This window comes from Arthrobacter echini (genome assembly GCF_008107445.1).
GTDB lineage: Bacteria > Actinomycetota > Actinomycetes > Actinomycetales > Micrococcaceae > Arthrobacter_D > Arthrobacter_D echini_A.
In genome coordinates this window covers 150742-163459 of sequence record NZ_VSLD01000002.1, presented here as the reverse complement: position 1 = coordinate 163459, position 12718 = coordinate 150742, and the positions used below count along the sequence as shown (strand labels likewise).

9 protein-coding genes are annotated in these 12718 nt (G+C 68.5%); 8 read left to right on the top strand and 1 reads right to left on the bottom strand.

Translation table 11 applies throughout. The annotated features are described in order from the left end of the window. Window positions 1–55 precede the first annotated feature (55 nt). Complete coding sequence (locus FQ377_RS15110) at window positions 56–433, bottom strand: TIGR00366 family protein (protein ID WP_262364291.1); 378 nt, start codon at window positions 431–433, stop codon at window positions 56–58. Between the two features lie 562 nt (window positions 434–995). Between FQ377_RS15110 and FQ377_RS05350 the strand changes: the two genes are divergently transcribed. From FQ377_RS05350 to pyrF, 8 genes are all read left to right on the top strand, one after another. Then, entirely contained in the window at window positions 996–3230 is a 2235-nt protein-coding gene (locus FQ377_RS05350; protein ID WP_316245915.1) for a catalase, read from the top strand. A 509-nt stretch (window positions 3231–3739) separates the two neighbouring features. Next, window positions 3740–4321, top strand: coding sequence for a bifunctional pyr operon transcriptional regulator/uracil phosphoribosyltransferase PyrR (gene pyrR, locus FQ377_RS05345; protein WP_148600532.1), 582 nt, complete (start codon window positions 3740–3742; stop codon window positions 4319–4321). Then, window positions 4318–5355, top strand: a complete 1038-nt coding sequence (locus FQ377_RS05340; protein WP_148600229.1) for an aspartate carbamoyltransferase catalytic subunit — start codon at window positions 4318–4320, stop codon at window positions 5353–5355. Before pyrR ends, FQ377_RS05340 begins: the two co-directional genes overlap by 4 nt. After that, window positions 5352–6722: a dihydroorotase gene (locus FQ377_RS05335; protein ID WP_148600228.1), complete on the top strand. Its 1371-nt coding sequence runs from the start codon at window positions 5352–5354 to the stop codon at window positions 6720–6722. Before FQ377_RS05340 ends, FQ377_RS05335 begins: the two co-directional genes overlap by 4 nt. Beyond that, a complete protein-coding gene (locus FQ377_RS05330; RefSeq protein ID WP_148600227.1) occupies window positions 6710–7252 on the top strand; it encodes a PH-like domain-containing protein in 543 nt (180 codons plus the stop codon). Before FQ377_RS05335 ends, FQ377_RS05330 begins: the two co-directional genes overlap by 13 nt. Next, entirely contained in the window at window positions 7249–8451 is a 1203-nt protein-coding gene (gene carA / locus FQ377_RS05325; protein ID WP_148600226.1) for a glutamine-hydrolyzing carbamoyl-phosphate synthase small subunit, read from the top strand. Before FQ377_RS05330 ends, carA begins: the two co-directional genes overlap by 4 nt. Continuing rightward, the gene (gene carB, locus FQ377_RS05320) at window positions 8451–11819 is read left to right on the top strand and encodes a carbamoyl-phosphate synthase large subunit (RefSeq protein ID WP_148600225.1); all 3369 of its coding nucleotides are present in this window, start codon (window positions 8451–8453) and stop codon (window positions 11817–11819) included. Before carA ends, carB begins: the two co-directional genes overlap by 1 nt. After that, window positions 11809–12657, top strand: coding sequence for an orotidine-5'-phosphate decarboxylase (pyrF, locus tag FQ377_RS05315; protein WP_148600224.1), 849 nt, complete (start codon window positions 11809–11811; stop codon window positions 12655–12657). The genes carB and pyrF overlap by 11 nt, the downstream gene beginning before the upstream one ends. Window positions 12658–12718: the final 61 nt, after the last annotated feature.

Here is a 12718-nt window from a genome sequence, read left to right as displayed (position 1 = left end):
GGGACGCACGGCGCCCACGATCGCCGTACGAACTGGTCACGAACATCAGGTCCCGTCAGGTCAGGTGGAGAGGTGCAACGACAGTGAAGAATACCGTTCCGGTGCGGTGCCGGCTGCCACGGCGCTCTCCTGCAGCGGTTCGTCCCTGGGGTGACAGGACGGGGGTCCGCTGGTCCCCGTAGGAGATCGCCATGATGGCCACCGACGGGTCCACCTCGAGCCGGGCTGCGGCGTCGAGCATGATCGGGGCCTGCACCGCGAACTGTCCACCGTCGGAGGGGACGAAGAAGTTCACGAGGCCGTCGGAGAACAGTGCGAGGACGCCGAACGTCGAGGGGCTGGCAATGCTCACGATGCCGTCGGACACGAGGCCGATCGATCTGCAGGTCGATGATCCGCTCGCCGGCCTTCGGTGCCACCAGCGCCAGGGCACCGGCAACCAGGACCACCGTGGCGATGGTGGCGGTGATGCTCCATCAGGAAAACGTCGTCTTCGCAACAGGGAGGGTGCGGTCGAGTTGTTCGGCGCTGAACGAGCCCTCCGTGGCGGCAGTCAGTGGGCCCGAGCCGGAGTAGCCCATGTGCCAGACCACGAAGCCGGAGACCCTACCGCGACCAGCATGGGACAGTGCAGGGGCATCCTTTTGGCCCGGGTCTGTGCAGCGACCTCCTTCGCGAGCAGTCCGCCGATGACCAGGCCGAGGCCCCAGGTGATGAGGACCGGGCATCGCCGTGATGGTTTACTGCTGCGGCCAATCTGTTCTGCGAGGCGGGACAGAGGTTGAGCCATAAGGAGAGGTGTGTAGAAAGGATCGGGGTGATGTCTCAGGACATCACATGCACCCCGCGCTCACACCTTGGATCTGCGCTCGCTGGAAGTGACCTTGGCGTCGGATTTTCACCTCTTTCACAAGCCGCCCCTGGTAGTTCCAGTAGGATGATGTGAGGGTCTTGGCGCCGTTGCGGGACCGTCCGGCAACCGTATGGAGGCTCGAGTGTCCAGGAACGAAGACCATACTCGTCACAACCCGTCCGATGTCGATGTGCCCATTCCGGGTGCATCGTCGGTCGAGGCTCCCTCCCTCGTGGAGCCGATCGAGCCCCGTGAGCCGCTTCCTCCGAAGCCTGACCAGGATTCGCCGGAGACGGTGTCGCCGACCGGTGTTCCCACGGGTGCTGCGAAGACAGCAGTGTCGCAGAGTGGGCGTTTCCTGACGATGGCGCAGGGCACGCGGGTGCGTGAGACGGACCATTCCCTGAAGGCAGGTCCGCGCGGTCCGATCCTGTTGCAGGATCATCACCTGCGGGAGAAGATCACCCACTTCGATCACGAGCGCATTCCCGAGCGCGTGGTTCACGCGCGAGGCGCTGCAGCGCACGGCGTTTTCGTCGCCAATGGGGCCGGCGTCGGGGTCAGCAAGGCCGGCTTCCTCGGCGCGGGAACCGAAACGCCGGTCTTCGTCCGTTTCTCCACGGTCCTTGGTTCACGTGGTTCCGCGGACACGGTTCGGGACACTCGCGGGTTTGCGACGAAGTTCTACAGCGACGAGGGTACCTATGACCTCGTGGGTAACAACATTCCGGTGTTCTTCATCCAGGACGGCATCAAATTCCCCGACGTCGTCCACGCCGCCAAGCCACACCCGGACCGGGAGATCCCGCAGGCCCAAAGCGCGCACGACACGTTCTGGGACTTCGTGTCCCTCCATACGGAGGCGCAGGCCCACACGATGTGGAACATGTCAGACCGGGGCATCCCACGGTCCTTCCGGACCATGGAGGGATTCGGTGTGCATACTTTCCGGCTTGTCAACGAGGCCGGTGAGACCACATTGGTGAAGTTCCACTGGAAGCCACGGCAGGGCGTGCACTCCCTGGTATGGGAAGAGGCTCAGATCATCAACGGCATGGATCCGGACTTCCACCGTCGCGACCTCGCCGACACCATCGAGGCCGGCGCTTACCCTCAATGGGATCTCGGAATCCAGACTTTTCCGGACACCCCTGAGGAGATGTTCGAGGGAATCGACCTTCTCGACCCCACGAAATTCGTGCCCGAGGAACTCGCGCCGGTACAGATCATCGGCACCATGACACTCAACGCGAACCCAACCAACTATTTCGCGGAGACCGAGCAGGTCGCCTTCCACCCGGGACACCTCGTTCCCGGCATCGATGTCACGAATGACCCGTTGCTGCAGGCACGTCTGTTCTCCTACATCGATACCCAGATCTCGAGGCTCGGCGGGCCGAACTTCAGCCAGCTCCCCATCAACCGGCCGCTCACACCAGTGAACGACATGCTTCGTGACGGAATGCATCAGACAGCTGTCCACGGTGGTGTGGCACCCTACAAGCCCAACTCGCTCGACGGCGGGTGCCCTTTCCTGGCCGGGGAGGACATGAACGCCTACATCGAGGTGCCGCAGGAGCTTCCCGCCTCCCGGAAGGTCCGTGAATCCCCGGCCACCTTCGATGATCACTTCAGCCAGGTCGGGATGTTCTTCCGGTCCTTGACCCAAGTGGAGCAGGACCACGTCATCCAGGCGTATACCTTCGAACTGGGCAAATGCTATGAGGAGAACATCCGGATTCGGCAACTGCAGAGCCTGGCCAACATCGACGAGCGGCTCTGCGCTGAAGTTGCCCAGGGCCTAGGACTGCCCACCCCTGCTTCAACGGTGACGATGGAGGAATCCGCAGCGAGTCCCGCTCTCTCCCAGATCGGTAAGACGTGGCCGATCGATGGGCGGATCATCGGCATCATCGCCGACGAGTCCAGCGACCTGGAATCGATCGATAGTGTCCGGCAGGACATTCATGCTGCGGGGATGGTGCCCTTGGTGATTGCGCCGAAGGGGGGGAAGCTCGGCACATCGATCGTGGTGCAGCGCACCTGGCTCACCGCGCGTTCCACCGAGTTCGACGCGATCCTCGTTGCCGGTTCCAGCGCCCCCGGCAGCGACGCGACGGACAGCCGTGATGCCAAGGCAGGAGATCCCACTGGGTACGCGTCGGTAGACCCCCGAGCCAGCCTTATGCTCGCTGAAGCATACCGCCACGCCAAAGCATTGGGCGGGTGGGGTAATGCCGCGAACGCTCTTGCAGCGGCGGGAGTGCCCTCGACCGCTCCCGGAGTAGTTGTCGGCGACGACACGTCAGCAGTCGTGGAGCAGCTGAAGGTATTACTTGCTCAGCACCGTGTCTGGGAACGATTCCCTGCCGCTTGACCGGCAGCGGTACCGATGAGTTGGGACGGATTCCTGCCTGCAGGAGTCCGTCCCAAAGTGGAGTGAGCACCAACTCACCCGTCATCCAGTCCTTGGGGCTGACAGCTCGAGAGCAATGGTGTTCGGGTCGCGGAGTTCGAGGATGCAGCCCACGCCGAGGTCCTTGACCTCGCCGTGTTTGATGGAGAGTTTGGTGTGTCCCCGATTCGGCGGGTATTTTTGCTGCGACTCTCACCGCGGAGGATGGGTACAGGTTCGTCCAGGCAACCTGGTTCGTCGTCCCCGCGCTCTACTCGCTGAGCCAGCCAAGGCTGCCCTGGCGCGGCTGCCTGCTCATCGGATGTCCGCTCCGTTGGAGAGAGTGTCACGTATGTGCGGTGGGCCAAGGCCCCGCGGCCGTCATACCCAATCCCGCCCAGCCAGCAACCGTCCCTGTGCTAGCTTTGATCCCGCAACCAGCCTTTAAATTCCGTCCTGTGAGGCGGGGAAGGAGGAAGCGTGTCATGACCATGCCTGCCCCCGAATCCGGCATCACCAAGCGCGTTGTTCTCGCAGCAGCAGATATGGACCGCGCCCTCACGCGCATCGCCCACGAGATCCTCGAGGCGAACAAGGGCAGCGCCGATCTGATCCTCCTCGGCATCCCCCGCAGGGGCTTCCCGCTGGCCCAGCGCCTCGCCCGGAAGATCGCCGCCGTCGACGACGCCGTGGATCCTGATCTGATCACCGGCCAGCTCGACGTCACCATGTACCGGGACGATCTCCGCCGCAACCCCACCCGCTCACCGCAGGCCACCCAACTACCGCCGTCGGGCATCGACGACAAGGTCGTGGTGCTCGTGGACGACGTCCTCTACTCCGGCCGCACCATCCGCGCCGCACTCGACGCCCTCGCTGACCTCGGCAGGCCCCGCATCGTGCGTCTGGCCGTCCTCGTGGACCGCGGACACCGCGAACTGCCTATCCGCGCCGATCACGTGGGCAAGAACCTCCCCACGTCCTCCCGCGAACGCGTCCGCGTGCACCTGGGCGAGATCGACGGGCTCGACGGCGTTGCAGCCGACGAGGTCGTCATCGAGGACCGCGCATGAAGCACCTCCTGAGCACCCGCGATCTCTCAGCGGCGAGCGCCCTGCGCCTGCTGGACGTGGCCGAGGAGATGTCCGCCGTGGGGGAGCGCGAGATCAAGAAGCTCCCGGCCCTGCGTGGACGCACCGTGGTCAATCTCTTCTTCGAGGACTCCACCCGCACCAGGATCTCCTTCGAGGCCGCAGCGAAACGGCTCTCCGCCGACGTCATCAACTTCGCCGTCAAGGGCTCCTCGGTGTCCAAGGGCGAGTCGCTGAAGGACACGGCGCAGACCCTCGAGGCCATGAGCGCCGACGCCGTGGTGATCCGCCACCCGGCCTCGGGCGCCCCCGCACGGCTCGCGGCCTCCGACTGGATCGACGCGGCAGTGATCAACGCCGGCGACGGCACCCATGAGCACCCCACCCAGGCGCTGCTCGACGCGTTCACGCTGCGCCGGCACTGGGCACGCATCGGCGGCACCCCGTCGGCGGGGACCACGCTCGCCGGGATGAAGGTCCTGATCGTCGGGGACGTGCTCCACTCCCGCGTGGCGCGCTCCAACGTGTGGCTCCTGACCACGCTCGGCGCCGAGGTGCTGCTCGCTGGCCCGCCCACGCTGCTGCCCGTGGGCATCGGCTCCTGGCCCTGCACGGTGTTCTACGATCTCGACGAAGCCATAGCCCAGCGTCCCGACGCCGTCATGATGCTGCGCCTCCAGGCCGAACGCATGAACGCCGCGTTCTTCCCCTCCACGCGGGAGTACTCCAGGCGCTGGGGGTTCGACGACGGCCGGCTCGCCCTGCTGGACATCATGGGCCTCGACGACACCGTGATCATGCACCCGGGCCCCATGAACCGCGGGCTAGAGATCTCCGCCGCCGCCGACTCGCCCCGCTCCACCATCCTCGCCCAGGTCCGCAACGGCGTCTCGGTGCGCATGGCCGCGCTCTACCTGCTGCTGTCCGGCGACCCGCACGACGACGAGCCGCGCGACGACGAGACCCACTCGCTGCCCCATGACCTGCCCATCCCGGAAGGCCGCACCACGCGATGACCGACACCACACAGCACGCCACCAGCACCGAATACCTCATCCGGCACGCCTCGATCCTGGGGAAGACCAGCGCGGATCTCCTGCTCCGGGACGGCCGCATCGCCGCCGTCGGCGACACCGCCGCGGCCCAGGCTTCGCCGTCGGCGGTGACCATCGACGCCACCGGGCTCGTGGCGCTCCCCGGCATGGTGGATCTGCACACGCATCTGCGCGAACCGGGCCGGGAGGACGCCGAGACGGTGGAGACCGGATCGCGCGCGGCTGCGCTCGGCGGGTTCACCGCGATCCACGCCATGGCGAACAGCTCACCCGTGGCCGACACCGCCGGCGTGGTGGAGCAGGTTCACAGCCTCGGCCTGGCCTCCGGCTGGGTGGACGTGCGGCCCGTGGGCGCCGTGACCGTGGGGCTCGGGGGAGAGCGGCTCGCAGAGCTCGGAGCCATGGCCGAATCGCGCGCGACCGTCCGCGTCTTCTCCGACGACGGCGTCTGCGTCCACGACCCGGTGCTGATGCGCCGCGCTCTGGAGTACGTCAAGGCGTTCGACGGCGTCATTGCCCAGCACGCCCAGGAACCCCGCCTGACCGAGGGCGCCCAGATGAACGAGGGCGACGTCTCGGCCGTCCTCGGCCTCACCGGGTGGCCCGCCGTCGCCGAGGAGAGCATCGTTGCCCGCGACGTGCTTCTGGCCCAGCACGTGGGCTCCCGCCTGCACGTCTGCCACGTGTCCACGGCCGGCTCGGTGGAGATCATCCGCTGGGCCAAGGCGCGCGGCGTGGACGTCACGGCCGAGGTCACCCCGCACCACCTGCTCCTCACCGACGAACTCGTCCGCAGCTACGACCCCGTGTACAAGGTGAATCCGCCGCTGCGCACCGCGGACGACGTCCAGGCGCTGCGGGAGGCCCTCGCCGACGGGACCATCGACGTGGTCGGCACCGATCACGCCCCGCACCCGTCCGAGCACAAGGACTGCGAGTGGGCGCAGGCCGCCATGGGCATGACGGGACTGGAGACCGCCCTGTCCGTGGTGCAGCACGCCATGGTGGAAACGGGCCTGCTGGACTGGGAGGGTTTCGCCCGCGTCACCTCGGTGATCCCGGCGCGCATCGGACGGCTCCACGACCAGGGTCGGGAGCTCGTGGCGGGTGAACCTGCGCATCTGATCCTCGTCGATCCCGCCGCGCGCTGGACGGTCGACCCGGCCGCGATGGCCACGAAGGGCCGCAACAGTCCGTTCCGCGGCCTGGAACTGCCCGGCAGTGTCCGCGCCACGTTCTATGCCGGGCACGCCACGGTCCTCGACGGAGCGCTCGCGACGCCGCGGCAGGTCGCCCCGGCACGGGAGGCCGCCGCATGGACCAGGTAGGTTGGGCCCTCCTGCCGCTGGGCATCATCGTGGTGATCGTCGCGCTCATGGCCCTGGGCTGGCGCAATCGCCTCCGCCGCCAGTCCGACGTCCCCACGCCACCCGAGGTACCCGCCGAGCCGGGCCGGGTCCTCTACGAGGCGGACGGCCAGTACGTCTCCACGACGACGGCGGGGGACTGGCTGGACCGCATCGCCGTCCACGGGCTGGGTCTCCGCGGCAACGCCGTGGCCTCCGTGCAACCGGACGGCGTCCTGATCGCCCGGACCGGCGCCCCGTCCGTCTTCATGCCGCGCGGGGACCTGGTCTCCGTGCAGCTGACGAGCGGCATGACGGGCAAGTTCGTCGAGAAGGAGGGCCTCGTCGTCGTGACCTGGCGCCTCGGACCCGCCGGCACGGACCGTGAGTACCGCGTGGACACCGGCTTCCGCACACGCCACGCCGCCCACAAATCCCAGCTCGTCGCGGCCATCGCCGCGCTCCTCCCCACAGACGCACCACCCACCGCCGACGACAGGAATCACCCGTGAGCACAGTTCCACCGAAAGTACCCGCGGTGCTCGTCCTCGAGGACGGGCGGATCTTCCGCGGCAGCTCCTACGGCGCCGAGGGCACCGCGCTCGGCGAGGCCGTCTTCGCAACCGGCATGACCGGGTACCAGGAGACCATCACCGACCCCTCCTACGCACGCCAGCTCGTGGTGCAGACCGCACCGCACATCGGCAACACGGGTGTGAATGCCGCCGACGCCGAGTCCCGGCGCATCTGGGTGGCCGGGTACATCGTCCGCGACGCCGCCCGCCGCCCGTCGAACTGGCGCTCCGAGAAGAGCCTCGACGAGGAACTGCGCACCCAGGGTGTCGTGGGCATCGAGGGCGTGGACACGCGCGCCATCACCCGGCACCTGCGCGAGCGCGGCGCCATGCGCGCCGGGATCTTCTCCGGCGCCGACGTCCTGTCCGACGACGCCCGGCTCGTCGAGCAGGTTCTCGAGCAGCCCTCCATGGCGGGCTTGCGCCTCGCAGAGGAGGTCAGCATCGACCGGGCGTACGTCGTCGAGCCCGCCGACCACGGCTGGGCCGCGGAGCCGGTGGCCACCGTCGCCGCCCTGGACCTGGGCATCAAGGCCATGACGCCCACGCACTTCGCCCAGCGCGGGGTGCGCTGCGTGGTCCTGCCCGCCACGGCCACGTTCGACGACGTCGTCGCAACCGGCGCCGACGGCGTGTTCATGTCCAACGGACCGGGCGACCCGGAAACCGCTGAGCCCCAGGTGGAGCTCCTGCGCCGCGTCCTCGACGAGCGGATCCCGTTCTTCGGCATCTGCTTCGGTAACCAGATCCTCGGGCGGGCCCTGGGCTTCGGCACCTACAAGCTCCCCTACGGCCACCGCGGCATCAACCAGCCCGTGCTGGACCGCCGCACGGGCAAGGTGGAGATCACCTCGCAGAATCACGGGTTCGCCGTCGACGCGCCGCTCGACGGACCCGTGCAGGCGCCTGCCGGGTCCTACGGCCGGGTGGAGGTCAGCCACGTGAGCCTGAACGACGACGTCGTGGAGGGCCTGGCCTGCCTGGATCTGCCGGCCTTCTCCGTGCAGTACCACCCGGAGGCAGCCGCCGGTCCGCACGACTCCGCCTACCTCTTCGACCGCTTCATCGAGCTCATACTGACCGAGAAGCAGACCGGGACGAACGCCCCCGGCTCCCCAGTGCAGGAAGTGAACTGATGCCCCGCAGAACCGATCTCACGAGTGTCATGGTCATCGGCTCCGGCCCGATCGTCATCGGGCAGGCCGCCGAGTTCGACTACTCCGGTACCCAGGCGCTGCGCGTGCTGCGCGAGGAGGGCCTGCGGGTCATCCTCGTGAACTCCAATCCGGCCACCATCATGACGGACCCCGAATTCGCCGACGCCACCTACGTGGAGCCGATCACCCCCGAGGTCGTGGCGAAGATCATCGAGAAGGAGCGCCCCGACGCGCTCCTGCCGACCCTCGGCGGCCAGACCGCGCTCAACACGGCGATCGCCCTCGACAAGAACGGCGTGCTGGAGAAATACGGCGTCGAGCTGATCGGCGCCAACATAGCCGCGATCGAGCTCGGGGAGGACCGCGAGAAGTTCAAGGGCGTGGTGGCCCGCTGCGGTGCCGAATCCGCGCGCTCGTCCATCATCCACTCGCTCGACGAGGCCCTCGCCGCGGCGGACGATCTCGGCTACCCCATGGTGGTCCGCCCCTCCTTCACCATGGGAGGCCTGGGCTCCGGCCTTGCCTACACCGAGCAGGATCTGCGCCGCATCGTGGGCCAGGGCCTGCAGTACAGCCCCACGAGCGAGGTGCTGCTCGAGGAGAGCATCCTCGGGTGGAAGGAGTACGAGCTCGAGATGATGCGGGACAAGAACGACAACGTGGTGGTGGTCTGCTCCATCGAGAACGTGGACCCCGTGGGCGTCCACACCGGCGACTCGATCACCGTGGCACCCGCCCTGACCCTCACCGACCGCGAGTACCAGCGCCTCCGAGACATCTCGATCGCCGTCATCCGCGAAGTCGGCGTGGACACCGGTGGGTGCAACATCCAGTTCGCCATCGAGCCCGACACCGGCCGCGTCGTGGTCATCGAGATGAACCCACGGGTCTCGCGGTCCTCGGCGCTCGCGTCGAAGGCCACGGGCTTCGCGATCGCCAAGATCGCCACGAAACTCTCGCTCGGCTACACGCTCGACGAGATCCCCAACGACATCACCCTGAAGACCCCGGCCTCCTTCGAGCCCACCCTCGACTACGTGGTGGTCAAGGTGCCGCGCTTCGCGTTCGAGAAGTTCCCGGCCGCCGATCCCACCCTCACCACCACCATGAAGTCCGTGGGGGAGGCCATGGCGATGGGCCGCAACTTCACCGAGGCGCTCCAGAAGGCGCTCCGCTCGCTCGAACAACGCGGCTCCCAGCTGTCCTTCGCCCCTGTGGCGCCGGACGAGGTGGACGCCCTCGTTGAGGCCTCGAAGCGGCCCACGACCGAGCGCCTCTCGCAGGTGCAGCGCGCCCTGCTCGGCGGGGCGAGTCTGGAGCGCCTGTACGAGGCCACGGGGATCGACCCGTGGTTCCTCGACCAGCTCCAGCTGCTGAACGAGATCGCCGGTCAGGTGGGCTCGGCCACCGACCTCACCGAGGACATCCTGCGCCTGGCCAAGCGCCACGGCTTCTCGGACGAGCAGATCGGGGCCCTCACCTCCATGCCCGACGCCGTGGTCCGGGGTGTGCGGCACGCCCTCGGGATCCGCCCGGTGTTCAAGACGGTGGACACGTGCGCGGCCGAGTTCGCGGCGTACACGCCGTACCACTACTCCTCCTACGACGAGGAGGACGAGGTGGCCCGTCACGAGAAGCCCTCGATCATCATCCTCGGCTCCGGTCCCAACCGGATCGGGCAGGGCATCGAGTTCGACTACTCGTGCGTCCACGCGACCATGGCGCTGCGCGAGGCCGGCCACGAGACCGTGATGATCAACTGCAACCCCGAGACCGTGTCCACGGACTACGACATCTCCACGCGCCTCTACTTCGAGCCGCTGACCCTCGAGGACGTCCTGGAGGTCATCGCGGCCGAGCAGCGCACCGGCGGGGTGCTCGGGGTCTTCGTGCAGCTCGGCGGGCAGACCCCGCTCAAGCTCGCCCAGGAACTGGCCGACGCCGGGATCCCCATTCTAGGCACCTCGCCCGAGGCGATCGACCTCGCCGAGCACCGCGGCGCGTTCAGCCGCGTGCTCGACGCCGGAGGGCTCATCGCCCCGAAGAACGGAACGGCGGTGTCCTTCGAGGACGCCCGGAGGATCGCCGACGACATCGGCTACCCCGTCCTGGTGCGCCCCTCCTACGTGCTGGGCGGCCGCGGGATGGAGATCGTCTACGACGAGCCGAATCTGGCCCGCTACATCGTCAATGCCACCGAGATCACCGAGGCGCACCCGGTCCTGATCGACAGATTCCTCGAGGACGCCATCGAGATCGACGTCGACGCCCTCTACGACGGCACGGACATGTACCTCGGGGGCATCATGGAGCACATCGAGGAGGCCGGCATCCACTCCGGCGACTCCGCCTGCGTGCTGCCGCCCATCTCGCTCGGCGCCGACATCCAGCAGCGGGTCCGCGTGGCCACCCTGGCGATCGCCGAGGGTGTCGGGGTGCGCGGACTCGTCAACATCCAGTTCGCGCTCGCCTCCGACGTGCTCTACGTCCTCGAGGCGAACCCGCGGGCCTCCCGCACCGTCCCGTTCGTCTCGAAGGCCACCGGCGTCCAGCTCGCCAAGGGTGCCGCACTCATCGGCACGGGCGTGAGCATCGCGGAGCTCCGCGGGCGGGGTCTGCTGCCGGCGGCGGGCGACGGCGGCACCCTCCCGCTGGACGCCCCGGTCTCGGTCAAGGAAGCCGTGCTGCCGTTCAATCGCTTCCGCACGCCGGAGGGGAGGGTGGTCGATTCGCTCCTGGGTCCCGAGATGCGCTCCACGGGCGAGGTCATGGGGATCGACAAGTACTTCGACACGGCCTTCGCCAAGAGCCAGGCCGCGGCCAATGCGGCGTTGCCGGTGCAGGGCACGGTCTTCGTGTCGGTGGCGAACCGGGACAAGCGCGCGATCATCATGCCGGTCAAGCGGCTCGTGGACCTGGGCTTCGAGATCGTCTCCACGGGCGGCACCGCCGACGTCCTGCGGCGCAACGGCATCCCCGCGACGACCGTCCGCAAGGTCGCCGAGGGCATCGGTGCAGACGGGGAGGGCACCATCGTGGACCGCATCACCGAGGGCGGGATCGACATGATCATCAACACCCCCTCCGGTGGGCAGGCGCGCGGGGACGGCTACGAGATCCGCGCGGCCGCCACCTCCTACGGGCTGCCGGTCATCACCACCATCCCGGAGGTGGGTGCCGCGGTCCAGGCGATCGAGGCCATGCGCTCGTACGAGTGGTCGGTCACGAGCCTGCAGGAGCATGCGGCGAATCTGCAGGCGGCAACCCTGAACGCTGCCACCCAGCACGCCGCAGCCCAGTACGCCGCGACCCAGCACGCCGCCAGCGGGGCTGCTCGTGGATCCTGAGGCATCCACGGCTCCCCGGGCATCCTTCGGGGAGCGGCTCGCCGCGGCCCGCAGCGCCCGGGGGAGCCTGTGCGTGGGCATCGATCCGCACCCCGCGCTGCTGGCCGCCTGGGGGCTCGAGGACACACCAGCGGGACTGGAGCACTTCGCGCTCGCGGTGCTGGACGCCGTCGGACCCGTGGCCGCCGCACTGAAACCGCAGGTGGCCCTCTTCGAGCGGCACGGGGCGCGCGGGCTCGCCGTCCTGGAGCTGTTGCTCGCCCGCGCCGCCGACGCCGGGGTGCTCACCATCGCGGACGCCAAGCGCGGGGACATCGGCTCCACCATGCAGGCCTACGCCGAGGCGTGGCTGGGGGAGGGCAGACCGCTCGCCGCCGACGCCGTCACCCTCAACCCCTATCTCGGCTTCGAGTCCCTGCGCCCGGCCCTGGAGCTCGCAGCAGCCACGGGCCGCGGGGTGTTCGTGCTGGCGCTGACCTCCAATCCGGAGGGGCTGTCGGTGCAGCACGCCGGCGGGGCCGAATCGGTCGCCCGTTCCATCGCCGCCGCTGCGACCGCGGAGAACATCGGACCGGCACCGGGACACGTGGGTCTGGTGGTCGGGGCCACCATCGGGGACGCCGCCCAGCGGCTCGGACTGGACCTGCCGGCGCTGAACGGACCCATCCTCGCCCCCGGTATCGGAGCCCAGGGTGCGGGCCGGGAGGCACTGGCCGGCGCGTTCGGCGACGCCCTGCCACTCGTGCTGCCGACGGCGAGCCGCTCCGTCCTCGCCGCCGGACCCGACGCCGGCCGCCTGCGCACCGCCGCCGAGCGGACCCGGGACCACCTCGCGTGAGCCGCCTGGTGCGCCCGGGTCGTGCATTGATTTACCCCTCGCGACCCCGGTAGGTTCGACA

What these genes read in the sequence shown, in the direction of transcription:
- pyrR (WP_148600532.1), top strand. Translation starts at nt 3,740, where the DNA reads ATGCCTGCCCCCGAATCCGGCATCACCAAGCGCGTTGTTCTCGCAGCA.
- FQ377_RS05340 (WP_148600229.1), top strand. Translation starts at nt 4,318, where the DNA reads ATGAAGCACCTCCTGAGCACCCGCGATCTCTCAGCGGCGAGCGCCCTG.
- FQ377_RS05335 (WP_148600228.1), top strand. Translation starts at nt 5,352, where the DNA reads ATGACCGACACCACACAGCACGCCACCAGCACCGAATACCTCATCCGG.
- FQ377_RS05330 (WP_148600227.1), top strand. Translation starts at nt 6,710, where the DNA reads ATGGACCAGGTAGGTTGGGCCCTCCTGCCGCTGGGCATCATCGTGGTG.
- carB (WP_148600225.1), top strand. Translation starts at nt 8,451, where the DNA reads ATGCCCCGCAGAACCGATCTCACGAGTGTCATGGTCATCGGCTCCGGC.